The organism is Mycolicibacterium alvei (genome assembly GCF_010727325.1).
GTDB classification, from domain to species: Bacteria; Actinomycetota; Actinomycetes; order Mycobacteriales; family Mycobacteriaceae; genus Mycobacterium; species Mycobacterium alvei.
Map to the genome: position 1 here is coordinate 19,210 of NZ_AP022565.1, position 24,373 is coordinate 43,582.

A 24,373-nucleotide genomic window follows, 5' to 3' on the forward strand; every position below is an offset into this window, starting at 1 on the left:
ATGCCCCGGTTTGTCGACCGCGTCGTCATTCATGCGCGTGCAGGCAACGGTGGCCACGGCTGCGCGTCGGTGCACCGAGAGAAATTCAAACCTCTCGGTGGACCCGACGGAGGTAACGGTGGTCGCGGCGGCAGCATCGTGCTCGTCGTCGACCCGCAGGTGCACACCCTGCTGGACTTCCATTTCCACCCGCACGTCGACGCCCCCTCCGGCAAGCCGGGTGCGGGCAGCAACCGTGACGGTGCCACCGGCGACGACCTGGTCGTGCGCGTGCCGGACGGCACGGTGGTGCTCGACGAGAACGGCCGGATGTTGGCCGACCTGGTCGGTGCCGGCACCCGGTTCGAAGCTGCGCAGGGCGGTCGAGGTGGGCTCGGCAACGCCGCACTGGCTTCCCGGGCCCGCAAGGCCCCCGGCTTCGCCCTCCTCGGTGAGAAGGGGCAGGCCCGAGATCTCACGCTGGAACTCAAGACCGTTGCCGATGTCGGCCTGATCGGATTTCCGTCGGCGGGCAAATCGTCTCTGGTGTCGACCATCTCGGCGGCCAAGCCCAAGATCGCCGACTATCCGTTCACCACCCTGGTGCCCAACCTGGGCGTGGTGTCAGCAGGCGACAACACCTTCACCGTCGCCGACGTTCCCGGTCTGATCCCCGGCGCATCCGAGGGCCGGGGCCTCGGCCTGGAATTCCTTCGGCACCTTGAGCGCTGCGCTGTGCTCGTGCATGTCGTGGACTGCGCCACCATGGAACCCGGGCGTGACCCGATCTCCGACATCGAGGCTTTGGAGGCCGAACTCGCGGCCTACACTCCGACCCTGCAAGGCGATTCCACGCTGGGCGACCTGGCATCGCGGCCACGTGCAGTGGTGCTCAACAAGATCGACGTTCCCGATGCCCGGGAGCTGGCCGACTTCGTGCGTGAAGACGTGCAGTCCCAGTTCGGCTGGCCGGTGTACGAGATCTCGACCGTCAGCCGTGATGGTTTGCGGCCGTTGATCTTTGCGCTGTGGGAGATGGTAAAGGCGTATCGCGATGCGCAGCCTGAGGTGGTGCCCAGGCGTCCGGTGATCCGGCCGATCGCAGTCGACGAGAGCGGCTTCACCGTCGAATCGGACGGATACGGCGGGTTTTTGGTGCGCGGTACCCGTCCCGAGCGCTGGATCGCCCAGACCGACTTCGGCAACGACGAGGCCGTCGGCTATCTCGGTGACCGGTTGGCGCGGTTGGGTGTCGAGGATGCGTTGTTCAAGAATGGCGCCAAGCCCGGCTGCGCCGTGACCATCGGTGACATGACTTTTGACTGGGAACCGCAGACCCCGGCCGGTATCGACATGCCGCTGACCGGTCGAGGTACTGACATCCGGCTCGAACAGAGCGACCGGATCGGTGCCTCCGAACGCAAGGCCGCGCGGCGCGAACGGCGCCAGCCCGGGAGCGAGGACGAGTGACCAGCGCAGGCTCGACGCACTCCTCCGCACATCGGGAAGCGATTCGGACCGCTCGCAGTGTCGTCGTCAAGATCGGCACCACTGCGCTGACCACTCCGTCCGGGGTGTTTGACGCCGGCCGACTCGCGGTCCTGGTCGAGGCCATCGAAGGCCGGATGCGCGCCGGCTCTGATCTGGTGATCGTGTCCTCGGGTGCCATCGCTGCCGGAATCGAGCCGCTGGGGCTGTCCAAGCGCCCCACCGATCTGGCCAACAAGCAGGCGGCCGCCAGCGTCGGGCAGGTCGCCCTGGTCAACGCCTGGAGTTCAGCCTTCGCCGTCTACAACCGAACGGTCGGGCAGGTACTACTGACCGCCCACGACATCGCGATGCGGGTGCAGCACAACAACGCCCAGCGCACGCTGGACCGGTTGCGCGCGCTGCATGCGGTGGCGATCGTCAACGAGAACGACACCGTGGCCACCAACGAGATCCGGTTCGGCGACAACGATCGGCTGTCGGCGCTGGTGGCTCAGTTGGTCGGTGCCGACGCGCTGATCCTGCTGTCCGACATCGACGGCCTGTATGACGGTGACCCCCGGAAAGCATCTCCGGATAACCCGGCGCGGTTCATTCCTGAGGTCGGTGCGCAGGGGGATCTCGACGGGGTGGTGGCGGCGGTGGCAGCCACCTGGGCACCGGCGGCATGGCCTCGAAGCTGTCTTCGGCGTTGTTGGCTGCCGATGCCGGGGTGCCGGTGCTGCTGGCCGCCGCGGCGGATGCCGCTGCGGCACTGAGCGATGCCTCGGTCGGCACCGTGTTCGCGCCGCGTCCCGAGCGGATGTCGGCGCGGCGCTTCTGGGTTCGCCATGCCGCGGAATCGCACGGCGCGCTGACCCTCGACGACGGTGCGGTGCGTGCGGTCGTCCAGCGGCGGCGTTCGCTGCTGCCCGCCGGGATCACCGAGGTCACCGGCTACTTCCACGGCGGTGACGTGGTGGACCTGCGGGCGCTTGACGGGCAGACCGTGGCGCGGGGCGTGGTGGCCTACGAAGCGTCGGAGTTGGCTGCGATCATCGGCCGTTCGACGCCGGATCTGCCGCCCGAACTGCGCCGTCCCGCGGTACACGCCGACGATCTGGTCGCCACCTAGGGATTTGGGTGCACCCACCGGCGCCCACCGCCGCTAGATGCACCGAAATCACTGGGGTGGGGACTGCAGATACAGGGCACCCCAGATGATTTCGGTAAGCGTGTCGGCCAGTTCGGCATCGTAGGACGCCGGGTGCGACGGCAGATTCTGGTGGCAGGTCCGCTCCACCATCCAGGTCAGCGTGCTCGCGGTGGCCGCGGCCTGCAACTGCGGCCGGATCGCCCCGACGGACTGGCCGCCCTCGATCACCCTGGTGAGCTGGTCGGAGATCCCGGTCAGCAGTTCCCGGTAGGTTTGCCCGACGAGTGGGTCATAGGCCGACATCTCGTTGAGCGCGATCAACACCGGCTGGTGGGTCCGATAGCTGGCGATGATGCCCGACATGGCGGCATGGACATCGGCGGGGTCGCGCCGTCCCGAGACGTTCCACCACCGCTCGGCGGCCTGGGTCAGATCGCCGAACACCTGGGTGGCCAACCGGCGCAGCAGGTGGCCCTTGTCTTCAAAGTAGATGTAGAAGCTGGCCCGGGAGATCCCGGCCTCGGTGGCCAGTCTGTCGACGCTGAGTTCGGTGAAGCTGGCGCCGTCGGCCATCAGCCGGTCGGTGGCGTCGAGCAGTTGCCGTTCGATCCGCTCGCGGCGTTCCTCCCGGTTGGCCTGCGGCTTCCGTGTTACCGATGGCATGACCTCAACAGTATCGGCTCACAACACACCTTGACTAGACATAATGTCTAGACCTATTGTCGTCGATATGACTGTGTCGTCCATCACATCGAGTTCCCCGCGCCCCTACGACCCGATCGACCTGTCGTCGCGGGCGTTCTGGGCGACCACGGCCGCCGATCGCGAAGTCACCTTCGCCGAACTGCGTGCTTCCCGCCCCGTCAGCTGGCACCCACCTGTCGAGGACGCGCTCATGCAGGATCCCGACGATCGGGGATTCTGGGCCGTCACGCGGCACGCCGACATCGTGACCATCAGCCGCGACAGTGAGACGTTCCTGTCCGGCAAAGGTGTGTTGTTCGAGACGATTCCCGAAGAGTTGCTCGAGGCGTCACAGTCGTTTCTGGCGATGGACGCGCCACGGCACACACTGATCCGAAAACTCGTCCATTCGGCATTCACGCCCCGGCAAGTGGCCCGCATCGAAACCTCGATCCAGGACAACGCCCGGCAGATCGTGGCCGAGCTCAAGGACGCGGGCAGCGGGGTGGACTTCGTCGATCAGTGCGCCAAGGAACTGCCCATCCGCACGTTGTCGGACATGGTCGGGATTCCCGAGTCCGAACGCCAGCAGGTGGCACATGCCGCGGACGCGTTGGTGTCCTGGGCCGACCCGGTGTACCTGGCCGGGCGCAACCCGCTGGAGGTGCTGCTGCAGAGCCAGATGTACCTGCATCAGGTGGCGAATGCGCTTGCCGCACAACGCCGGGATGATCCGGGCGACGATCTGTTCAGCGCGCTGGTCCACGCCGAGGTCGACGGGGACCGCCTCACCGACGCCGAGGTCGCGGCGTTCTTCGTGCTGCTGGCGGTGGCGGGCAACGACACCACGCGCCAGACCACCAGCCACGCCCTCAAGGCACTCACCGACCACCCCGACCAACGCGCCTGGCTCATGGCCGATTTCGATGATCGGATCGGTGGCGCCGTGGAAGAGTTCGTGCGCTGGGCCACCCCGGTGATGACTTTCCGTCGCACCGCCGCGGTCGATGTCGAACTGGGCGGACAGCAGATCGCGGCGGGGGAGAAGGTGGTGATGTTCTACGCCTCGGGTAACTGGGACTCCGACGTGTTCGACCGGCCCGAGGTTTTCGACCTGAGCCGAAAGCCCAACCCGCACCTGGGGTTCGGCGGCGGTGGTCGTCACTTCTGCCTGGGTGCACACGTCGCCCGGACGCAACTTCGGGCCATCTTCGGTGAGCTGTTGCACCAACTGCCCGACATTGCCGCCGGCGAACCGGCCTACCTGGAAGGCAATTTCGTGCACGCTATCCGGTCGATGCCGTGCACGTTCTCCTGAGTTCACCGGCCAACAGGGTCAACATCTCCGAACAGCCCGCTTCGACCTTGACCGTGGCGTGGTCGTCGCCGCGGGTGGGGCCGCGGTTGATGATCCCCACCGGGATGTTGTGCGCGATCGCGTGCCGGACGAAGCGGTAGCCGGAGTAAACGGTCAGTGAGGATCCCGCGACCAGCAGCGCCTCGGCATCTTCCACCATCGAATATGCGTGTTCGACACGGTCTTTGGGGACGCTCTCGCCGAAGTAGACGATGTCGGGTTTGAGCATGCCTGCACAGGCCGGGCAGTCCACGATGGTGAACGAAGCGGTGTCGCTGACCACGGCGTCGGCGTCGGGTGCCACCGCGATGCCGCCGACCGCCTCGGCGCGTTCGATGAAGCCCGGATTGGCCGTCTCCAGTGCGTCGGCCAGCTCGTCGCGACCCATCGTCGCGCCGCAGTCCAGGCAGATCACCTGTGCATAGGTGCCGTGCAGGTTGACCACCGACCGGCTTCCGGCCTTGGTGTGCAGCAGATCCACGTTCTGGGTGATCAGTCCACTCACCACCCCGGCGCCTTCCAGCGCGGCCAAGGCGCGATGCCCGGCATTGGGCAGCGTCTCGTCCATGTGGCGCCAGCCGACATGATTGCGGGCCCAGTACCGCTGACGGAACTCCGGATCAGAGGTGAACTGCCGGATGGTCATCGGATTACTGGGCGGGGAATCAGGGCCGCGGTAGTCGGGGATACCGGAATCGGTAGACATCCCGGCGCCCGTCAGCACCGCGACGCGGCGGTCCTGCAGCAGGGCGACGAGTTCGGGGGCATCCACCCTCGCCAGGATAGGCCGCCCGTCAGTCCAGGCATTGGGTAGCGGGGACGGTCTCGGCGCTCATGTTGCGGCGCATCATCTGCAGCGCCGCCTCACCCAGGCCGGCGTCGATGTGGGCGACCGCGTCGGACGGGATCACCACGTCGAAATGTCGCACGTAGGCATCCAAAGCGCTGTAGAGGATGCACTGCTCGGTGACCTGGCCGGCCAGGATCAGCCGGCGGGTGCCCAACCGGCCCAGCAGGTAATCCAGCGCGGTCGCATAGAACACACTGTGGCGCACCTTGGTCAGGACCAGGCAGTCGTCCGCCGGGACGATCGGCCGCACCAGATCCGGGTGCTCACCGGCCAGCGCGGCCTCGACGATGTCACTGAACTGGGCGGTGAAATCGCCGTAGTTGTCGTTGACGTAGATCAGATCGATGTCGTCGCGGTCGCGAGCGCTCTTGATCAGCCCGACCAGCGGGTCGATGATCGGCGCCACGTTGGGGGCAAGGAGTTCGGCATCCTCGTGCCGGTAGTGGTTGAGCATGTCGACAACCACCAGTGCGGTATCGCTCATGCGTCATTTGGTACCCAGTGGTCCGATCTTGACACTTTTCGGGTGACAATGGGCGCGATGGACTTCTACAGCGCCTACCACCACGGTTTCGTGCGGGTCGCCGCCTGCACCCACCACACGGCGCTGGCGGATCCGCCGGCCAACGCCGAATCGGTGCTGCGGTTGGCGCAGGATTGCCATGACGACGGGGTGGCCGTCGCGGTGTTTCCCGAGTTGACGTTGTCGGGTTACTCGATCGACGACATCCTCTTGCAGGACACCCTGCTGGAGTCGGTGGAGCAGGCACTCATCGAAATCGTCGCGGCCTCCGTCGTGTTGACACCGGTGCTGGTGGTCGGTGCGCCGCTGCGGTACCGGCACCGGATCTACAACACCGCGGTCGTCATCCACCGCGGAGCGGTGCTCGGCGTGGCGCCCAAGTCCTACCTGCCGACGTACCGGGAGTTCTACGAACGCAGGCAGATGGCCACCGGTGCCGACGTGCGCGGCACCATCCGGGTGGCCGGTGCCGAGGTGCCGTTCGGGCCGGACCTGCTGTTCGCGGCCTCCGACGTTCCCGGACTGGTCCTGCACGTCGAGATCTGTGAGGACATGTTCGTGCCGGTGCCGCCCAGTGCGCAGGCCGCTCTGGCAGGGGCGACGGTGCTGGCCAATCTCTCCGGCAGCCCGATCACCGTCGGCCGTGCCGAAGACCGTGGGCTGCTGGCACGTTCGGCCTCGTCGCGGTGTCTGGCCGCCTATGTGTACGCCGCTGCGGGCGAGGGGGAGTCGACCACCGACCTGGCCTGGGACGGTCAGACCATGATCTGGGAGAACGGGGTGTTGCTCGCCGAGAGTGAGCGTTTCCCGCGTGGTGAGCGACGCTCGGTGGCCGACGTGGACCTGGAGTTACTGCGCTCCGAGCGGCTGCGGATGGGCACGTTCGACGACAATGCCAGACACCATGGCGCCCAAGTGGATTCATTCCGCCGCATCGAGTTCCAGCTCGACCCGCCGACCGGTGACATCGGGCTGCTGCGCGAGATCGAGCGGTTCCCGTTCGTACCGGCGGACCCCGCACGGCTGCAACAGGATTGCTACGAGGCCTACAACATCCAGGTCTCCGGCCTGGAGCAGCGGTTGCGGGCGCTGAATTACCCCAAGGTGGTGATCGGGGTGTCCGGCGGACTGGATTCCACGCACGCCCTGATCGTGGCGGCGCGGGCTATGGATCGGGAGAACCGCCCGCGCAGTGACATTCTCGCGTTCACGATGCCCGGCTTCGCCACCGGTGAGCACACCAAGAACAACGCGATCCGATTGAGCCGCGCCTTGGGCGTCACGTTCGCCGAGATCGACATCAAGAAGACGGCCGAGCTGATGCTCACCGAGATGGACCATCCGTTCGGTCGCGGCGAGAACGTCTACGACGTCACGTTCGAGAACGTCCAGGCCGGCCTGCGCACCGACTACCTGTTCCGGCTGGCCAATCAGCGTGGCGGCATCGTGCTGGGTACGGGCGACCTGTCGGAGCTGGCGCTGGGTTGGTCGACTTACGGTGTCGGCGACCAGATGTCGCACTACAACGTCAACGGCGGGGTGCCGAAAACCCTGATCCAGCACCTGATCAGGTGGGTGATCTCGTCGGATCAGTTCGGGGCCGAGGTGAACGGGGTTCTCCAATCCGTGCTGGACACCGAGATCACCCCGGAGTTGGTGCCCACCGGCGAGGATGAGGAGATCCAGAGCAGCGAGGCCAAAGTCGGCCCCTATGCGCTGCAGGATTTTTCGTTGTTCCAGGTGTTGCGCTACGGGTTCCGCCCGTCCAAGGTGGCCTTCCTGGCCTGGCATGCCTGGCATGACGCGACCGACGGTGACTGGCCCGCCGGGTTCCCCGAGGACAAGCGTCCGGCATATTCGCTCAGCGAAATCCGGCACTGGCTGCAGGTCTTTGCGCAGCGGTTCTTCTCGTTTTCCCAGTTCAAGCGTTCTGCGCTGCCGAACGGCCCCAAGGTGTCGCACGGCGGTGCGCTCTCGCCGCGTGGGGACTGGCGCGCACCGTCGGATATGTCGGCGCGGATCTGGCTCGACGAGATCGAGCGGAGCGTCCCCGAGCGGTAATTTGGTGTCGATCCACGGCCGATTTTAATTGACGACGCAAAATATTGACAAGCTAACCTTCCTGACCCCATCTGCGCGTTGATGTGCGTCGGGTCACACTTCGGTGTCGCCGAATCTCGGGTCGAGGAGGTCGCGTTGAGCGCTGCAAAATATGTCGGTCGGGTGGGCGGATTGGCGGTTGCGCTCGGAGTCGGGTCGGCCGTCGTTCTGGGTGGGCAGGCCCTGGGAACCCCGGTGGCCTCGGCATCGCCCGGTTCCAGCGACGCATCATCGGAATCAGGTGTCCCTGCCGACCGCAGGCCCGGGCGCGAATGTGCAGCCCGCGGCGGCTGCCGAGCAGGACCTGGTCAGCGTCTAGAGTCGGCCGTCGGCCCGCAGGTCCGGGTGGACCCACTCCGGTGAACGTCGGGCCTTGAACGCGCGGAATCCCTCGGCGGCCTCCTCGCCGCTGTAGCTGGCCTTCATGCCGATCCGGTCGTAGAGCCCCAGGTAGCTGTCCAGGCTGGACTTGACCACCCCGCGGGCCCGGGGTGCGGTTCGGCAGCATTGTGCGAGCACTTCGGTTGCAGCAGAGAGTAATTCGTCGTGCGGCACGGTCCGGGCGACCATGCCCCAGTCGACGGCCTCCTGTGCGCTGAGCGTGCGACCGGTGAACATCAGGTCGCGGGTCCGGACCGGGCCGATCAGGCGGGCCAACGTCTGGCTGTAGTAGGTGTCGGCGATGCCGCGGTACAACTCGGGCACCCGGAATGTGGCGCGGTCGCTGACCACCGCCATGTCGCTGCAGATCGCGATCTGCAACCCGCCGCCCTGACACAACCCGTTGACCGCGCTCACCACGGGTTTGACCGATTGACGCAGCGTTTCGAACGGGGTGACATCCATCGACAGGGCCGCGCCGAAGCTCATCCAGTCGTCGACGCCGTTGCCGCCGCCGAGGTCACCGCCGGGGGCGAACACGTCTCCGGTTCCGGTGATCAGCAGGCCGGCCAGATCGGGATCCGCCTCGACGTGGGTGACCGCGTACCGGATGCCGAAGTACATGGCCGGGGTCATCGCATTGCGGGCCTCGGGCCGGTCCAGGGTGACCACGCCGAACGGACCCTGCCGGTCGAATGTGAGATAAGGCGTGCCGAGCCAGTCGCCTTCGGGTGGTCGCGGAGCGTTTCCCTGGGTCATGTCGGCGACTATAACGGCAACGGTATCGGCTTCAGTCGGCCGCGTCAGGGCGTCAGGATGGCATCGATGTCGGCAGCCGCCGGCGCACAGTCCCCGGCCCCGCGCACCAGGGTGGCCAACGCTCCGGCCGCGCAGGCGCGCCGCAGCGCCGACTCGTGGCCGCCGGTCCAGTCGGCGGCCAACACGCCGGCGAACACGTCACCGGCCCCGGCGGTGTCCAGTGCCTGCACCGTGGGGGCCGGCACGTCGAACCGCTCGTCGGTACCCAGGTAGCTGGCGCCTCGTGCACCCCGGGTGATCACCAGATGCCGCACCGGCCAATGCCATTCGGCGGCCTCGGTCTCGTTCACCACCACCACGTCGACCAGTTCCGACAGTGCCAGTAGCTGATGGGCAGCGGTACCTCCGGGTGAGGCGTTGAGCATCACTACCGCCCCGGCCGCTTTTGCCAACCGGGCCGCGGCGATCGCCGTCGCCACCGGGATCTCCAACTGGATCAGGACCACCTCGCTCCAGACGATGGCCGCGCGCGCCGCGGCGGAATCCACCTCGAGCCGGGCGTTGGCGCCCGGTGCCACCACGATGCAGTTCTCACCAACCCCGTCGACCAGGATCGCGGCAGATCCGCTCGGACCGGGCACACATGTCACGGAATCGGTGGCAACCCCATTGGCTCGGAGATGCTGCCGCAGGTTTGTCGCGGCGGCATCGTCACCGAGCGCGGCCACCAGAGCCACCTCGGCGCCGGCCCGCGCCGCCGCCACCGCCTGGTTGCCGCCCTTGCCGCCGGGCGCGGACGCCAGCGACGACGCGAGCACGGTTTGTCCAGGACGTGGCAGCGCGCCGACCGTGAAGGTGAGGTCGGCGTTGATGCTTCCGACGACGCAAACCCGCGCAGCGGCCATAACCGAAAAGGCTAACCCGGCGTGCCCGTACCAGGGCGCCTGACACCTGTCGAAGCGCGTCAACAGGTCCGATACGCTGGCTAGATGAGCGTTCAGACGCAGTCGCCGGCGGTGTCGCAAGCAGACCTGCGCGAGCAGGTGCACGAGGCCGCGCGTCGTGCCCGCGTCGCGGCCCGCACCCTGGGCACCCTGAGTGCCGAGACCAAGAATCGTGCGCTGCATGCCGCTGCCGACAGCGTGCTGGCCGCCGTCGACGTGATCCTGGCCGCCAACGCTGCCGATGTCGAGGCCGCCCGTGCAGCCGGAACCCCCGAGGCCATGCTGGACCGGCTGGCGCTCAACCCGCAGCGGGTCGACGGCATCGCGGCCGGGCTGCGCCAGGTTGCCGGGTTGCCCGATCCGGTCGGTGAGGTGCTGCAGGGCCGCACTCTGCCCAATGGGTTGCAGTTGCGTCAGCAGAGGGTGCCGCTGGGCGTGGTCGGCATGGTCTACGAGGGCCGCCCCAACGTCACGGTGGACGCGTTCGGTCTGACCCTCAAATCCGGCAACGCGGCCCTGCTGCGCGGAAGTTCGTCGGCGGCCCGGTCCAATCAGGCCCTGGTGACCGCCCTGCGGTCGGCGCTGGAATCGGTGGGGCTGCCGACCGACGCGGTGCAGTTGCTGCCCAGCCATGACCGCGCCAGCGTCACCCACCTGATCCAGGCCCGCGGCCTGGTCGACGTGGTGATCCCGCGCGGGGGAGCCGGGTTGATCGAGGCCGTGGTGCGCGATGCGCAGGTCCCGACCATCGAGACCGGTGTCGGCAATTGTCATGTCTACGTTCATTCCTCGGCCGACGTCGACCTGGCCGAGAAGATCCTGCTGAATTCCAAGACCCGGCGCCCCAGCGTCTGCAATGCTGCCGAGACCCTACTGGTGGACAAGGCGCTGCAGGCGACCGTGCTGCCCCGGCTCACCGCCGCGCTGCGCGAGGCGGGGGTCACCGTGCACGCCGACCCGACGGACGAGGAGTTGCACGCCGAGTTCCTCTCGATGGACATCGCGGTCGCGGTGGTGGATGGTCTCGACGGGGCGATCGCCCACATCAACGAGTACGGCACCGGGCACACCGAGGCCATCGTGACAACGGATCTTGCTGCGGCCCAGCGCTTCACCGAACAGGTGGACGCGGCTGCTGTGATGGTCAACGCGTCGACTGCGTTCACCGACGGAGAGCAGTTCGGTTTCGGCGCCGAGATCGGTATCTCCACCCAGAAGCTGCATGCCCGCGGACCGATGGGCCTGCCCGAACTGACCTCGACCAAATGGATCGTGTGGGGAGACGGTCAGACCCGCCCGGCTTAGCCGCCGACCAGATAGAGACCAGGAGACCACATGAGCGTGCCCGCTCGCCCCGCTCCGTTGTTCGCCGATATCGACGATGTCGCGCGACGCTTGGCGGAGACCGGCTACCTGCCCGACACCGCCACCGCAACAGCGGTTTTCCTCGCCGACCGGCTGGGCAAACCATTGCTCGTGGAAGGGCCCGCGGGCGTCGGCAAGACCGAGCTGGCCCGCGCGGTGGCCGCAACTACGGGCTCAGAACTGGTGCGGTTGCAGTGCTACGAGGGTGTCGACGAGGCTCGCGCGCTCTACGAGTGGAACCACGCCAAGCAGATCCTGCGAATCCAGGCCGGGCAGAACGCGAACGGCGGCGACTGGGACCAGACCAAGATGGACGTGTTCAGCGAGGAATTCCTGCTGACCCGCCCGCTGCTGACCGCGATCAAGCGCACCGACCCGACCGTGCTGCTGATCGACGAGACCGACAAGGCCGACATCGAGATCGAGGGCCTGCTGCTGGAGGTGCTCTCCGATTTCGCGGTCACGGTCCCCGAACTGGGCACCATCACCGCCGAGCGGCCGCCGTTCGTCCTGCTGACGTCCAACGCCACCCGTGAACTCTCCGAGGCGCTCAAGCGTCGCTGCCTGTTCTTGCACATCGACTTCCCGGACGCCGATCTGGAGCGTCGCATCCTGCTGTCCCGCGTACCCGAATTGCCCGAGCGCATCGCCGGCGAACTGGTGCGGATCATCGGCGTGATGCGCGGCATGCAGCTCAAGAAGGTGCCGTCGGTCGCCGAGACCATCGACTGGGGTCGCACCGTGCTGGCACTGGGTATGGACACCATCGACGACGAGATGATCGCCGCCACCCTCGGTGTGGTGCTCAAACATCAGTCCGACCAAGTCAAAGCGGCCGGCGAACTGAAGCTGAACTGATGGAGCTGAACTAGTGACCCCCCGCCGGGTTCGACCACCCCAGCCGCTGGCCCCGCACGGCCTGCCGGGGCATCTCGTCGAGTTCGTCGAAGCCCTTCGTGGACAAGGTATCTCGGTCGGTCCATCGGAGACGGTGGATGCCGGGCGGGTGATCACCGTACTCGGGTTGGGCGATCGTGCGGCGCTGCGCGAGGGGATTGCCTGCGCGGTGCTGCGACGCCCCGATCACCGCGACACCTACGACGCGATGTTCGACCTGTTCTTCCCGGCGGCGCTGGGCGCGCGCACCGTGCTCTCGGATGACGACGAGTCCGACACCGATGATCCGGATCGCCTCCAGCTGCCGCCCGAGGACATCGAGGCGATGCGCGAGGCGTTGGTGCAGATGCTGGCCGACAACGAGGATCTGGCCAATCTCGACGACCGGATGGCGGCGATGATCGCCCGGATCGTCGAGGCCTACGGCCGGTACAACTCCAGCCGCGGCCCGTCGTACTCGTCGTATCAGGCACTCAAGGCCATGAGTCTGGACGATCTGGAGGGCCGGCTGCTGGCCGGGCTGCTCGCCCCCTACGGCGAGGAGCCCACGCCGACCCAGGAGGAGATCGCCAAGGCCCTGGCCGCCCAGCGCATCTCCCAGCTGCGCAAGATGGTCGAGTCCGAGACCAAGCGGCGTACCGCCGAGCAGTTGGGCCGTGACCACGTGCAGATGTACGGGGTGCCGCAGCTGGCCGAAAACGTCGAGTTCCTGCGCGCGTCAGGTGAGCAGCTCCGCCAGATGCGCAAGACCGTGCAACCGCTGGCGCGGACGTTGGCGACGCGGCTGGCGGCGCGGCGCCGCCGGTCCCGCTCGGGGGAGATCGACCTGCGCAAGACGCTGCGCAAGTCGATGTCCACCGGCGGCGTGCCGATCGACGTGGTGCTCAAGAAGCCACATCCGGCCCGTCCCGAGCTCGTGGTGCTCTGCGACGTGTCCGGTTCGGTCGCCGGGTTCAGCCACTTCACCCTGATGTTGGTCTCGGCGCTGCGCCAGCAGTTCTCCCGGGTTCGTGTCTTCGCCTTCATCGACACCACCGACGAGGTCACCGATATGTTCGGGCCGGAGGCCGACTTGGCGGTGGCCGTGCAGCGCATCACCCGTGAAGCGGGCGTTTACACCCGCGACGGGCATTCCGACTACGGTCACGCGTTCGTGTCGTTCCTGGACAAGTACCCCAACGTGCTGTCGCCGCGTAGCTCGCTGCTGGTGCTGGGCGACGGTCGGAACAACTACCGCAACCCCGAGACGGCCTTGCTCGCCCACATGGTGGCGGCCAGCCGGCACGCACACTGGCTGAACCCGGAGCCCAAGCACCTGTGGGGCAGCGGGGACTCTGCGGTGCCGAAATACCTCGAAACCATCCCGATGCACGAGTGCCGCTCGGCCAAGCAGCTGGCCGCGGTGATCGACGGTTTGCTGCCGATCTGAGCCCGGCCGGATTCGCGCGGGTGCCGGGGCGCGTCAACGCTCCCGTAAGCTGCCTCTTTGTGGCAAGACGGCGCAGGCTGGGTGTGATGGGTGGGACGTTCGATCCCATCCACAACGGGCACCTGGTCGCTGCCAGTGAGGTGGCCGACCTGTTCGAGCTGGACGAAGTGGTGTTCGTCCCGACCGGTCAGCCGTGGCAGAAGCACGACCGGCGCGTCAGTGCTCCCGAGGACCGCTATCTGATGACAGTGATCGCCACCGCGTCCAACCCGCGTTTCTCGGTCAGCCGGGTCGACATCGACCGGGGTGGGGCGACCTACACCAAGGACACCTTGCGTGATCTGCGTGATCTCAACGCCGATAACGACCTGTACTTCATCACCGGAGCCGACGCCCTGGCCTCCATTCTGTCCTGGCAGAACTGGGAGGACCTGTTCTCCATGGCGAGGTTCGTCGGTGTGAGCCGACCGGGCTACGAACTGGACGGTGAACACATCGAGGCGGCGCTGCGTGAGCTGCCGCCGGACACACTGACATTGGTCGAGGTGCCCGCGTTGGCCATCTCGTCCAGCGACTGCCGCAAGCGGGCCTCCGAAGGCCGGCCGATCTGGTACCTGGTGCCCGACGGCGTGGTGCAGTACGTGGCCAAACGCGGGTTGTATTCCGCAGACGGGAAGGGTGAACACATCATGGAGCCGGTTCGATGAGCGCGACCGCCGAGGCCGTGGCGATGGCGACGGTGGCCGCCCGGGCCGCCGCGGCCAAGCTGGCCGACGAGGTGGTTGTCATCGACGTGTCGGATCAGTTGGTGATCACCGACTGCTTCGTGATCGCGTCGGCATCCAACGAGCGCCAGGTCAACGCGATCGTCGACGAGGTCGAGGACAAGATGCGGCTCGCCGGCTACAAGCCCGCGCGCCGCGAAGGTACCCGCGAGGGGCGTTGGACGCTGCTCGACTACGTGGACATCGTCGTGCACATCCAGCATCAGGAAGAACGGGAGTTCTACGCCCTGGAACGGCTGTGGCGCGACTGCCCGACAGTTCCGGTCGAGCTCGGTGGGCCGGTGGACCCGGAGTTGGCAGAATGAGGGCGCGATGAAGGTCCGTCGGCTGGTGCTCTTGCGTCACGGGCAGACCGAGTACAACGCCGGCAGCCGGATGCAGGGCCAGCTCGACACCGAGCTGTCCGATCTCGGCCGCGACCAGGCCGCCGCGGCTGCCGAGGTGCTGGCCAAACGCCAGCCGCTGTTGATCGTGTCCTCGGATCTCACACGCGCCCTCGACACCGCCGTGACACTCGGTGATCGCGCCGGGATCGCGGTACAGGTGGACAAGCGGTTGCGTGAGACGCATCTGGGGGACTGGCAGGGCCTGACCCATCAGGAGGTCGACACCATGGCTCCGGGCGCTCGCGTGGCCTGGCGCGAGGATGCGCGGTGGGCACCGCACGGCGGTGAGAGCCGTGTCGACGTGGCCGCCCGTAGTGTCCCGGTTGTCGCTGAACTTGTTGCCGGACAAACTGATTGGGGCTCGGATCAGGCCGGGGGAAGTGCGGACCGCCCAGTCGTGCTGGTCGCCCATGGCGGCCTGATCGCGGCCCTGACGGCCGGCCTGCTCGGCCTGCCGGTGGACAACTGGCCGGTGCTCGGCGGTATGGGCAACGCCAGTTGGGTTCAGCTGTCCGGACACTCCGACGATGACGGAGATTTCGACGCGACCCGGTGGCGGCTGGATGTCTGGAATGCCTCGGCGCAGGTGGCCAACGATGTCCTCTGATCGCTCGCCTGACCACAAGCAGGTGTTGTTGGTATTCGCCGACTCCCTGTCCTATTTCGGCCCGACCGGCGGTCTGCCATCCGACGATCCGCGGATCTGGCCCAACATCGTGGCCGAGCAGTTGGGCTGGGACGTGGAGCTCATCGGCCGGATCGGTTGGACCTGCCGCGACGTCTGGTGGGCCTCGACCCAGGATCCACGCGCATGGGCGGCGTTGCCGCGCGCCGGTGCGGTCGTCTTCGCCACCAGCGGCATGGATTCGCTGCCCTCGCCGTTGCCGACGGCGCTGCGTGAGTTGATCCGGTATTTCCGTCCGGCCTGGCTGCGGCGCTGGGCCCGGGACGGCTACGGCTGGCTCCAGCCGCGATTGTCGCCGATCGCTCGCGCCGCGCTGCCACCGCATGTGACGGTCGAGTACCTCGAGATGACGCGCAACGCCATCGATTTCAACCGGCCGGGCATTCCGGTGGTGGCGTCGTTGCCGTCGGTGCACATCGCCGACACGTACGGCAAGGCCCATCACGGTCGTGAGCCCACGGTCAGGGCGATCACGGACTGGGCGGCCGAGCATGACGTGGCGTTGGTGGACCTCAAGGCCGCGGTGGCCGACGAGGTGCTCAACGGGCGGGGCAACCCTGACGGTATCCACTGGAATTTCGAAGCCCACCGGTCGGTCGCCGAGCTGATGCTCAAGGGCCTGGCCGATGCCGGTGTGCCACAAATGGATCCCACCGACTGACGATGGCGGTCATGGTGGTCACCGACTCCACGTCGCGGTTGCGGCCCGAGTTGTGTGAGAAGTGGGGCATTCGCCAGGTGCCCTTGCACATCCTCGACGATGGCATCGACCTGCGCGACGGTGTCGACCCGATGCCGCCGGACATTCATGACCGGGCCAGGGTCACCACCTCCGGGGCCGCCCCGGTGGATCTCGCCGACACCTATCGGCAGGCGCTGGCCGACAGTGACGGTGACGGTGTTGTCGCAGTCCATATTTCGGCTGCGCTGTCGAGCACGTACAGCACGGCAGCGGCGGTAGCTCGTGAAATCGGGCAGGCCGTACGGGTGGTGAACTCCCGTGCGGCAGCGATGGGGGTGGGTTTCGTCGCCCTCGCCGCCGCCGAATCAGCGCGTGGCGGAGGAACACTCGACGCGGTCGAGGCGGCGGCGCGTGCCGCGATACCGCGCGGGCAGGCGTTCATCGTCGTACACCGCCTCGACAACCTGCGACGCAGTGGTCGGATCGGTGCGGCAGCATCGTGGCTGGGCACCGCGTTGTCACTCAAACCACTGCTACGCCTCGATGTGGACGGCCGGCTGGTGCTCTCACAACGAATCCGGACGATATCGAAAGCACATGCGGCACTCGTCGACCAGATCGCCGACGCCGCAGGCGACCGTCCCGTGCGGGTGGTCGTGCACCACGTCGACAACCCGGACGGCGCCGAGGAGATCGCGGCGGCACTCACCGACCGGCTACCGAACCTGCGGTCCCTGTCGGTGACCGGCATGGGTCCGGTGCTCGCCGTTCATGTCGGTGGCCGCGCGGTCGGTGCCTGCATCACCGTCGAGGACGATTAGCCTCGATCCACCGATCGGCACTCGGCGTGATGTTGGTTTTGGTCGTGCGCTTTGGGGTCGGGTGGTGGCATCGTTCTGGCGCAGATTCCCAGCGCTCCCTCAATGTGGCGTGTTAACTAGTGCTATCGAAGCGTTCTCGTCCTGAATGGAGCAGCAGATGATGCTACTGAGCATCGTGAATTCACCCCGCAAGGTCACCGGCGCCCTCGTCGCCGGCGCCGTGACAGGCGGATTGTTCGCAAGCGTCGGATTAGGTTTGGCCCCAATGTCGAACGCGACCTGTGCGTCGTTCTTCGGCCTCGGCAACAGCTCCGACTGCACCAGCACGTTGCTCAGTGGTGCCCTCGCTGTCGGCGAGGGAGCGCAGGCCCACGCCAACGGGTCGTTGGGCGCGGCCTTCGTCATCGGTGCGGGTTCCACCGCCACCACGAGCCAGGGGTCTGTCTTGAACTTTGCGACCAGCCTCTTTGGCAGCGGCAACAACGTCATGGCACAAAACGGCACGTTGAATTTGGCCACAAACTTCGGCGGGGACGGCAACACCGTTACTGCTGACGGCAGCATATCGAACTGGGCCACAAACATCGGCGGCAACACCAACACCGTTACGACACTAGGCAGCATCGCGAACACCGCCACCAATATTCTGGGCAGCGGAAACAACGTCACGACACAGGGCGGCTACTTGAACTGGGCTCGAAACGTGTTGGGCGACACCACCGACATCACGGTCACGGGTGGCAATGCAAACTGGGCCCGAAACTTCTTGGGCAGCGAAAACACCGTCCAGATACTAGGCGGCGATTCGAACACGGCCCGAAATATCGTCGGCAGCGGCAACACCGTCACGGCAACAGGCGGCTTCGGGAACTTTGCTCGAAACCTGCTCGGCGACGACAACGTGCTCACGACACAGATCGGTAATTCAGACTTGGCCACCAGCTTCTTGGGCAGCGGCAACGAAGTCACGACAACGGGCGGGTATTACAACGGGGCAAGGAACATTGTCGGCGACGGCAATGTCCTGACCGCCGGCGGTGCCAACAGCAACTGGAACCTGGGCCTCAACGTGCTCAGCGGCGGCAATACCATCAGCGCCGGCGGGGACGGGGCGCTTTTGACTGCCGGGTTCAACGTGTTCGGTGGAACCAACACAGTCGCGGCAGGCCCCGGTCCGCTCTCGCTCGCCGGTGCAGTCTTCACCGAGGGTCGAACCGTCCTGAAAGATGATTTCGGCATCAATATCAACAACTTCCGCGTCGGTGGGGCGACTTCGGCTAGCGGCCAAAACAGCACCGATTCCGTCGCGAACGCGGTGCGCACAAACACGACGGGCGATCGCACAAAGACGGCCAACCCAGCCCGAGTGACCACCGGAATCGCCAAGAAGGTAAGCAAAGCAATTGACAACGCCGCCGGAACCACCACCAGAAGCACCAAAAAGGCAAGCAAGACGACTGACAACGCCGCCGGAGCGACGACCAGAAGCACCAAAAAGGCAAGCAAGACGACTGACAACGCCGCCGGAGCGACGACCAGAAGCAAGAAGGACAAGAAGAGCTGAGGGCCACCGGTTGGTGCGGCGTAGGCAGTGGCGACCGTGGCGATCAACGCATTGAGTCCGCCGCTAGGGCGCGAACCGGCCGGTGACCGGCGGCAGGTCCTTGAGTGTGAGAATGCCGGGTGCGGCGGCCACCACGGCGGGCACTGCATTGGTGACGGGCAGCGCGGTGTAGATCATGCCGAGCCCGTTGAGACTGACCTCGCTCCAGTCCTTCGAGGGCAGGCAGTACACGACGGTGCGCATGTTGGGGACGCCGAAGACCTGGATCACGTGACCGTGCGCGACGGGCTTCGGCGGGGTGACATGATTGCCCATGATCCAGTTGAATCCGACGCTGACGACGTTCTTGTCGCCCACCCAGCCGCGGTGGTAGCCGAACACGCTGGCCACCGTGCCCTTGGGGATCTGCATGAACCCGAGGTCGGAATCATCGGTGGCCGCGGTGAATTGGACGTCGAACGTCATCCGGTCGAGCTTGGCACCGATGGCGTCGGCCATCATGGCCGCCGACTCGGCGAACACCTCACTCTCCAGACGCACACGCTCGGCCAGCCCGGGCGTCTCGGGATCTTGCGCGAATCCCATTGCGGCCATGGTTCCGGCTGATTCATAGACGCCGCAGTCGACGGACTCGGTGATCCGGATCTCGTCGACGCTCTCGCACGCGCTGGAAAGCACCATGCCCATCATGTTGGTCAGGCCGGGGTGTGCTCCGCTGCCGAAGATCGTGGAACTACCTGTCTGGCAAGCCTTCTGGATTCGCTCCAGGTCTTCGGGGGACTGCTTGCCGCCGGTGATCCAGGCGGCACTGGAACACACGTTGATCCCGGCCTCCAGCAGGCGGACCAGTTCGTCGACGCTGGGCCAGATCGGGTTGTAGCAGCAGGCATCGGGTTTGAGCGCGATCAGATCGTCGATGGAGTTGGTGGCCTTGATGCCGGTCGGCTCGGGCCAGCCGGCCAACTCGGCGGCATCGACACCGACCTTGTCGGCGCCATAGGCGTACACGCCGACCAGTTCCATGTCGTCGCGGCCGATGATCGCGTGCAGCGAGCGTCGTCCGATGTTGCCGGTGGTCCATTGGATGACCCGAATCGGCTTACCCGCTGCGGTCATGATCGTCTCCCTCGCTGAGCCCTGCGCCGGACTCTAGACACTATCGGGGACTTGTTCACCCGCGGCAGGCGCACCGGTCCCTCCTGGCGGGAGACCCACCGGCGTCGCACAATCGAACTGTGGGGCGAGTTCGCCTCGCGAAGCCATGAATCGAGGTCGGATCATGGACATGCTCTACGCGCTCGCATCGGCGGGGGCCGGCGCCATTGCTCTGGTGTGGCTCGGCTTGAGCAACATCCGCGTGGTCAGACAGTACGAACGGGGTGTGGTGTTCCGCTTCGGCAGGGTCCGCGACCACGTCAGGCAACCCGGGCTGACGATGCTCATTCCCGTCGCAGACCGGTTGCAGAAGGTCAACATGCAGATCATCACGATGCCCGTGCCCGCGCAGGACGGCATCACCCGTGACAACGTCACCGTGCGGGTCGATGCGGTCATCTACTTCAAGGTGCTCGATCCGGTACGGGCCGTCGTCGACGTGCAGGACTACATGTCGGCGATCGGTCAGGTGGCGCAGACCTCGCTGCGGTCGATCATCGGCAAGAGCAATCTGGACGACCTGCTGTCAAACCGGGAGCGGCTCAACCAGGGCCTCGAACTGCTCATCGACAACCCTGCGGTGGGCTGGGGGATACACATCGACCGGGTCGAGATCAAAGACGTCGTGCTGCCGGATTCGATGAAGCGGTCCATCGCGCGTCAGGCCGAGGCCGAGCGGGAACGGCGGGCCCGCGTCATCACCGCCGACGGCGAGCTGCAGGCGTCCGAGAAACTCGCCGCGGCGGCCGAGGTGATGTCGGCCGACCCGGCGGCCCTGCAGCTGCGGCTACTGGAGACCGTCGTCGAGGTGGCCGCGGAGAAGAATTCCACCGTGGTCCTGCCGTTCCCGGTGGAACTGCTGCGATACCTGGAACGGGCCACGCCCCAACAGCCCTCCACTCGCGCCGTGGGATGACCACCCGGTAATCCACAACGCGAGATTCATCCACAGCCGGCCGGTGCTGCAGGACCGGGCGCCCGGAATCGTCGTGGCCCGCACCTACCGTCGCGGGCATGGGAACCGAATTGTCGGTGGAGCGGCTCCGTCGTCTGGGTGGGGGCCGTGCGGGCGGCGGGGATGATGCCGACACCGAGGAAGGCGGCGGCGACGATCAGGACACCGCGCCGGAGAGCGCGCTGTCGAGATGGCTGCCCGATACCGCGCAGGGAGACGGCCCGGGCTGGCTGACCAGGGTGCGCGCCGACCCGGGCCGCGCCGGTGCGTTGGTCCTCGCCGGTGTCGGGGTCCTCGCGATCCTGGTCACCGTTTTCACCCTGATCCGCCAGCAACCACCGCCGGTCGCTTCGGCGAATCTGCCACCGGTGCAAATGGTTTCGTCAGCAGGCCCGACACCGGACGCGAACGCCCCGGCAGGGCCGGTGGTGGTCAGCGTGGTCGGCCTGGTGCACAAGCCGGGGCTGGTGACGTTGCAGTCCGGGGCGAGGATCGCCGACGCGCTGGAAGCCGCCGGCGGGCCACTGGACGGTGCCGACCTGATCGGGTTGAACATGGCTCGCCGGGTCGGTGACGGTGAACAGATCGTGGTCGGTATCGACGGGCCGCCGGGGCAACCGACGACCATGGGCAGTTCGATCGCCGGCGATGCCCCGGCTTCGATACAACCCGGTGCGTCGCAAAACGGAGCTCCGAAAGCCAAGGCCGGTGCGCCGGCGGGGCCGGTGGACCTCAACACGGCGACCGTCGAGGAGCTCGACACGCTGCCCGGTGTCGGCCCGGTGACCGCGGAGGCGATCGTGGCCTGGCGTGCCGCCCACGGCCGGTTCGACAGCGTCGATCAACTCGGCGACGTCGACGGCATCGGTCCGGCGCGGCTGGAGAAACTGCGTGAGCTGGTCCGGGCGTGATGCTTCAGGCAGGGACGGGCGGGCCGGCGACGGGTGGGCCGCGGGGCAGCCACTGGATCTGCGCCTGGTCCCGGCAGCCCTGACCGCGTGGTCGGTGTCGGCCGCCGCAGTGGTCTGGCATCCGGGCGCGGCGGTGGTCGTAGGCGTGGCCGCCGTGGGGTTGACCTGGCTGGCCGGACGGTGGGGAGACGGCGACGGTACGGGCGCCACCGCTGCCGTTCTGGCGGTGGCGGCCGTCGCGGCCGGATTCACCGTCGCTGTCGGACTGCGCGTGCACCAGGTCGAGCATCATCCGGTCAGCCGTCTCTACGGCGGAAGCGCGACGGTTGAGGTCGTTCCCACCGAGACGCCGCGGGCGATCAAGGGCGGTCGGGTGATGTTCCGGGCCGCGTTGCGCCGGGTCGATCAGGCCCCGATGTCAGGCCGAGTCCTGGTGTTCGCACCGCCGGGCTTCGGCGACGTAGGTCCGGGGCACCCGGCGACATTCCGGGCCTCCGTGGGGCGCCCGGGCCGCAGGGACCTGAGTGTGGCCGTGCTGGCGGCGTCGGGACAGCCCTCGCTGGGGGAGGCCTCGGCGGTACAGCGCATCGCCCAGCAGATACGCGTGGGCTTCGCGGAGGCGGCGCGGGCGGTGCTGCCCGCCGATCAGGCCGCCATGCTGCCGGCCTTGGTGCTGGGCGATACCTCGATGGTCACCGGCACGACCACCGCGCAGTTCCGCACGTCGGGTCTGACGCATCTGACCGCGGTGTCGGGCGCCAACGTGACCATCGTGTGCGGCGCGCTGTTGCTCAGCGCGGCGCTGGTCGGGCCGAGAGCGGCTGTGTTGCTCGCCGGCGCCGGGCTGGTCGGCCTCGTCATCGTCGTGCAGCCGTCGGCCAGTGTGCTGCGGGCGGCGGTGATGGGTGCGGTGACCCTGCTCGCGGTGTTGACCCATCGGCGTCGGCAGGCGGTGCCCGCGCTGGCCGCCAGCGTGATCGCGCTGATGATCGCCGCTCCCGAACTCGCGGTCGATGTGGGGTTCGCGTTGTCGGTGTGTGCGACGGCAGGCATTGTCGTCCTCGCCCCGGTGTGGTCGGGCCGGCTGGAGGTCCGTGGCTGGCCGCGTCCGGTGGCGGCCGCGGTCAGCGTCGCGGTGGTCGCACAGTTGGTCACCGCCCCACTGGTGGCCGGGATCTCGGGGACCGTCAGCCTGGTCGCCGTCGCGGCCAATCTCGCAGTGGCCGGGGTGATTCCGCCGATCACGGTCCTCGGTTCCGCGGCGGCCGTGTGCTCGGTGGTCTGGCCGGGCGGAGCCCAACTGCTGATCCGGTTCACCGGACCGGAGCTTTGGTGGCTGCTGTCCGTGGCCCGATGGGCTTCGGCGCTTCCGGCGGCCGCCCTGCCGTCACCTTCGGGGCTGGCCGGCGTGGTGTCGGTAGCGCTGGGAGGGGTGGCGCTGACGGTGCTGTGGCGGCTGCGCTGGATGCGTCGCGGACTGGCCGTGGGGGTGTTCGGCCTGCTGGCCTGGGCGCTGGCGGGCCAGGTGGTCGGGGCTGTCGGGCCGTCGTGACACGATCATAGGTGTGAGTCAACAGATCGACGGCCTGCACCTGGTTCTGGGCGATGAGGAACTGCTGGTCGAACGAGCCGTGGGGGCGGTGCTGCGGGCGCTGCGCCGGCAGGCCGGATCCGACGACGTTCCGGTGGATCGGATGCGGGCCGGTGAGGTCAGCACCAGCGAGCTCGCCGAACTGCTGAGCCCGTCGCTGTTTGCCGAGGAGCGCCTGGTGGTGCTGGAGGCCGCCGCCGAGGCCGGTAAGGATGCGGTGGCCCTGATCGCTTCGGCCGCAGCCGATCTGCCGCCCGGCACCGTTCTGATCGTCATCCACTCCGGCGGCGGGCGGGCCAAGGCCCTGGCCGATCAATTGAAAAAGCTTGGGGCACAGGTGCATCCGTGTGCGCGCATCACCAAACCGGCGGAGCGTGCGGATTTCGTACGTGCCGAGTTCCGCCAGTTGCGGGCCAAGGTCTCCGACGACACGGTCACCGCCGTGCTCGACGCGGTCGGATCGAACATCCGTGAGCTCGCCGCGGTGTGCTCACAGCTGGTGGCCGACACCGCCGGCCAGGTCGACGCCGTAGCGGTGCGCCGCTATCACAGCGGCAAGGCGGAGGTGAAGGGCTTCGACATCGCAGACAAGGCCGTCACCGGTGATGTGGCCGGGGCCGCCGAGGCCTTGCGATGGGCGATGCTGGCAGGTGAACCTCAGGTGGTGTTGGCCGATGCGCTGGCCGAGGCGGTGCACACGATCGCCCGGGTGGGCCCGCTCTCCGGGGATCCGTACCGGCTGGCCGGCGAGCTGGGGATGCCGCCCTGGCGGGTGCAGAAGGCGCAGAAACAGTCGCGCAGATGGTCACGCGATTCCGTGGCCGAGGCGATGCGGGTGGTCGCCGCGCTCAATGCAGACGTAAAGGGCGCAGCGGCAGATGCCGACTACGCCCTTGAGACAGCGGTACGCCGGGTGGCGGAACTCGCCACCCGGTGAACCGGCGATA

General features: G+C 67.3%; 22 protein-coding genes and 1 pseudogene. 17 read left to right on the plus strand and 6 right to left on the minus strand.

Annotated features, from left to right (window positions below):
- Together obgE and proB are read left to right on the plus strand one after the other, a co-directional pair.
- Entirely contained in the window at positions 1–1,449 is a 1,449-nt protein-coding gene (gene obgE, locus G6N44_RS00090; RefSeq protein WP_163660049.1) for a GTPase ObgE, read from the plus strand.
- Positions 1,446–2,581, plus strand: a pseudogene (gene proB, locus G6N44_RS00095) (glutamate 5-kinase). The gene obgE and the pseudogene proB overlap by 4 nt, the downstream one beginning before the upstream one ends.
- A 48-nt stretch (positions 2,582–2,629) precedes the next feature.
- Here proB and G6N44_RS00100 read toward each other — a convergent pair.
- The gene (locus G6N44_RS00100) at positions 2,630–3,265 is read right to left on the minus strand and encodes a TetR/AcrR family transcriptional regulator (RefSeq protein WP_163660051.1); all 636 of its coding nucleotides are present in this window, start codon (positions 3,263–3,265) and stop codon (positions 2,630–2,632) included.
- Between the two features lie 67 nt (positions 3,266–3,332).
- Here G6N44_RS00100 and G6N44_RS00105 point away from each other — a divergent pair, with 67 nt between their 5' ends.
- Positions 3,333–4,604: a cytochrome P450 gene (locus G6N44_RS00105; protein WP_163660053.1), complete on the plus strand. Its 1,272-nt coding sequence runs from the start codon at positions 3,333–3,335 to the stop codon at positions 4,602–4,604.
- Here the strand turns inward: G6N44_RS00105 and G6N44_RS00110 are convergent.
- Both G6N44_RS00110 and G6N44_RS00115 read right to left on the minus strand, forming a co-directional pair.
- Positions 4,573–5,415, minus strand: coding sequence for an NAD-dependent protein deacetylase (locus G6N44_RS00110; protein WP_163660055.1), 843 nt, complete (start codon positions 5,413–5,415; stop codon positions 4,573–4,575). The two genes, G6N44_RS00105 and G6N44_RS00110, sit on opposite strands and share 32 nt — an antisense overlap.
- A 22-nt stretch (positions 5,416–5,437) precedes the next feature.
- On the minus strand, positions 5,438–5,977 hold the full coding sequence (locus tag G6N44_RS00115; RefSeq protein WP_163660057.1) for a cysteine hydrolase family protein: 540 nt from the start codon (positions 5,975–5,977) through the stop codon (positions 5,438–5,440).
- Between the two features lie 57 nt (positions 5,978–6,034).
- On the opposite strand from G6N44_RS00115, the gene G6N44_RS00120 reads away from it, so the two are divergent.
- Complete coding sequence (locus tag G6N44_RS00120) at positions 6,035–8,077, plus strand: NAD(+) synthase (protein ID WP_163660059.1); 2,043 nt, start codon at positions 6,035–6,037, stop codon at positions 8,075–8,077.
- A gap of 354 nt (positions 8,078–8,431) precedes the next feature.
- Here G6N44_RS00120 and G6N44_RS00125 read toward each other — a convergent pair whose 3' ends face one another.
- Positions 8,432–9,256, minus strand: coding sequence for an enoyl-CoA hydratase/isomerase family protein (locus G6N44_RS00125; RefSeq protein ID WP_163660061.1), 825 nt, complete (start codon positions 9,254–9,256; stop codon positions 8,432–8,434).
- A 44-nt stretch (positions 9,257–9,300) separates the two neighbouring features.
- Positions 9,301–10,161: a ribokinase gene (locus tag G6N44_RS00130; protein WP_163660063.1), complete on the minus strand. Its 861-nt coding sequence runs from the start codon at positions 10,159–10,161 to the stop codon at positions 9,301–9,303.
- An 84-nt stretch (positions 10,162–10,245) separates the two neighbouring features.
- Between G6N44_RS00130 and G6N44_RS00135 the strand changes: the two genes are divergently transcribed.
- The 9 genes from G6N44_RS00135 to G6N44_RS00175 all read left to right on the plus strand — a co-directional run bounded on the left by G6N44_RS00135 (position 10,246) and on the right by G6N44_RS00175 (position 18,814).
- Positions 10,246–11,505, plus strand: coding sequence for a glutamate-5-semialdehyde dehydrogenase (locus G6N44_RS00135; RefSeq protein WP_163660065.1), 1,260 nt, complete (start codon positions 10,246–10,248; stop codon positions 11,503–11,505).
- Positions 11,506–11,535: 30 nt separating this feature from the next.
- Positions 11,536–12,423 (plus strand): AAA family ATPase, encoded by an 888-nt coding sequence (locus G6N44_RS00140; protein ID WP_163660068.1) that lies wholly within the window; start codon positions 11,536–11,538, stop codon positions 12,421–12,423.
- Between the two features lie 13 nt (positions 12,424–12,436).
- Complete coding sequence (locus G6N44_RS00145; protein WP_163660070.1) at positions 12,437–13,891, plus strand: vWA domain-containing protein; 1,455 nt, start codon at positions 12,437–12,439, stop codon at positions 13,889–13,891.
- Positions 13,892–13,977: 86 nt separating this feature from the next.
- On the plus strand, positions 13,978–14,598 hold the full coding sequence (gene nadD, locus G6N44_RS00150) for a nicotinate-nucleotide adenylyltransferase (protein WP_235682899.1): 621 nt from the start codon (positions 13,978–13,980) through the stop codon (positions 14,596–14,598).
- Positions 14,595–14,981, plus strand: coding sequence for a ribosome silencing factor (rsfS, locus tag G6N44_RS00155; RefSeq protein WP_163660075.1), 387 nt, complete (start codon positions 14,595–14,597; stop codon positions 14,979–14,981). Before nadD ends, rsfS begins: the two co-directional genes overlap by 4 nt.
- A gap of 7 nt (positions 14,982–14,988) precedes the next feature.
- Positions 14,989–15,669, plus strand: coding sequence for a glucosyl-3-phosphoglycerate phosphatase (gpgP, locus tag G6N44_RS00160; protein ID WP_163660076.1), 681 nt, complete (start codon positions 14,989–14,991; stop codon positions 15,667–15,669).
- Positions 15,659–16,408 (plus strand): diglucosylglycerate octanoyltransferase, encoded by a 750-nt coding sequence (octT, locus tag G6N44_RS00165; RefSeq protein ID WP_163660079.1) that lies wholly within the window; start codon positions 15,659–15,661, stop codon positions 16,406–16,408. Before gpgP ends, octT begins: the two co-directional genes overlap by 11 nt.
- 2 nt (positions 16,409–16,410) lie before the next feature.
- Positions 16,411–17,250, plus strand: a complete 840-nt coding sequence (locus G6N44_RS00170) for a DegV family protein (RefSeq protein ID WP_163660081.1) — start codon at positions 16,411–16,413, stop codon at positions 17,248–17,250.
- Between the two features lie 145 nt (positions 17,251–17,395).
- The gene (locus tag G6N44_RS00175; protein ID WP_163660083.1) at positions 17,396–18,814 is read left to right on the plus strand and encodes a beta strand repeat-containing protein; all 1,419 of its coding nucleotides are present in this window, start codon (positions 17,396–17,398) and stop codon (positions 18,812–18,814) included.
- 63 nt (positions 18,815–18,877) lie between these two features.
- On the opposite strand, the gene G6N44_RS00180 is transcribed toward G6N44_RS00175, so the two are convergent.
- Positions 18,878–19,930 (minus strand): NAD(P)H-dependent amine dehydrogenase family protein, encoded by a 1,053-nt coding sequence (locus G6N44_RS00180; RefSeq protein WP_163660084.1) that lies wholly within the window; start codon positions 19,928–19,930, stop codon positions 18,878–18,880.
- Positions 19,931–20,093: 163 nt separating this feature from the next.
- On the opposite strand from G6N44_RS00180, the gene G6N44_RS00185 reads away from it, so the two are divergent.
- The 4 genes from G6N44_RS00185 (at position 20,094) to holA (ending at position 24,363) form a co-directional block, all read left to right on the plus strand.
- On the plus strand, positions 20,094–20,885 hold the full coding sequence (locus G6N44_RS00185; RefSeq protein WP_163660086.1) for an SPFH domain-containing protein: 792 nt from the start codon (positions 20,094–20,096) through the stop codon (positions 20,883–20,885).
- A 98-nt stretch (positions 20,886–20,983) separates the two neighbouring features.
- On the plus strand, positions 20,984–21,835 hold the full coding sequence (locus G6N44_RS00190) for a ComEA family DNA-binding protein (protein WP_163660087.1): 852 nt from the start codon (positions 20,984–20,986) through the stop codon (positions 21,833–21,835).
- Positions 21,816–23,387: a ComEC/Rec2 family competence protein gene (locus tag G6N44_RS00195; protein ID WP_163660088.1), complete on the plus strand. Its 1,572-nt coding sequence runs from the start codon at positions 21,816–21,818 to the stop codon at positions 23,385–23,387. The genes G6N44_RS00190 and G6N44_RS00195 overlap by 20 nt, the downstream gene beginning before the upstream one ends.
- Positions 23,388–23,400: 13 nt before the next feature.
- Positions 23,401–24,363: a DNA polymerase III subunit delta gene (holA, locus tag G6N44_RS00200; protein WP_163660089.1), complete on the plus strand. Its 963-nt coding sequence runs from the start codon at positions 23,401–23,403 to the stop codon at positions 24,361–24,363.
- Positions 24,364–24,373 lie beyond the last annotated feature (10 nt).

Excerpts from the sequence above, each read along its gene's own strand:
- obgE (WP_163660049.1), top strand. The coding sequence starts at position 1 with ATGCCCCGGTTTGTCGACCGCGTCGTCATTCATGCGCGTGCAGGCAAC.
- G6N44_RS00100 (WP_163660051.1), bottom strand. The coding sequence starts at position 3,265 with ATGCCATCGGTAACACGGAAGCCGCAGGCCAACCGGGAGGAACGCCGC.
- G6N44_RS00105 (WP_163660053.1), top strand. The coding sequence starts at position 3,333 with ATGACTGTGTCGTCCATCACATCGAGTTCCCCGCGCCCCTACGACCCG.
- G6N44_RS00115 (WP_163660057.1), bottom strand. The coding sequence starts at position 5,977 with ATGAGCGATACCGCACTGGTGGTTGTCGACATGCTCAACCACTACCGG.
- G6N44_RS00120 (WP_163660059.1), top strand. The coding sequence starts at position 6,035 with ATGGACTTCTACAGCGCCTACCACCACGGTTTCGTGCGGGTCGCCGCC.
- G6N44_RS00125 (WP_163660061.1), bottom strand. The coding sequence starts at position 9,256 with ATGACCCAGGGAAACGCTCCGCGACCACCCGAAGGCGACTGGCTCGGC.
- G6N44_RS00130 (WP_163660063.1), bottom strand. The coding sequence starts at position 10,161 with ATGGCCGCTGCGCGGGTTTGCGTCGTCGGAAGCATCAACGCCGACCTC.
- G6N44_RS00135 (WP_163660065.1), top strand. The coding sequence starts at position 10,246 with ATGAGCGTTCAGACGCAGTCGCCGGCGGTGTCGCAAGCAGACCTGCGC.
- G6N44_RS00140 (WP_163660068.1), top strand. The coding sequence starts at position 11,536 with ATGAGCGTGCCCGCTCGCCCCGCTCCGTTGTTCGCCGATATCGACGAT.
- nadD (WP_235682899.1), top strand. The coding sequence starts at position 13,978 with ATGGGTGGGACGTTCGATCCCATCCACAACGGGCACCTGGTCGCTGCC.
- rsfS (WP_163660075.1), top strand. The coding sequence starts at position 14,595 with ATGAGCGCGACCGCCGAGGCCGTGGCGATGGCGACGGTGGCCGCCCGG.
- gpgP (WP_163660076.1), top strand. The coding sequence starts at position 14,989 with ATGAAGGTCCGTCGGCTGGTGCTCTTGCGTCACGGGCAGACCGAGTAC.
- octT (WP_163660079.1), top strand. The coding sequence starts at position 15,659 with ATGTCCTCTGATCGCTCGCCTGACCACAAGCAGGTGTTGTTGGTATTC.
- G6N44_RS00170 (WP_163660081.1), top strand. The coding sequence starts at position 16,411 with ATGGCGGTCATGGTGGTCACCGACTCCACGTCGCGGTTGCGGCCCGAG.
- G6N44_RS00175 (WP_163660083.1), top strand. The coding sequence starts at position 17,396 with ATGGAGCAGCAGATGATGCTACTGAGCATCGTGAATTCACCCCGCAAG.
- G6N44_RS00180 (WP_163660084.1), bottom strand. The coding sequence starts at position 19,930 with ATGACCGCAGCGGGTAAGCCGATTCGGGTCATCCAATGGACCACCGGC.
- G6N44_RS00185 (WP_163660086.1), top strand. The coding sequence starts at position 20,094 with ATGGACATGCTCTACGCGCTCGCATCGGCGGGGGCCGGCGCCATTGCT.
- G6N44_RS00190 (WP_163660087.1), top strand. The coding sequence starts at position 20,984 with ATGGGAACCGAATTGTCGGTGGAGCGGCTCCGTCGTCTGGGTGGGGGC.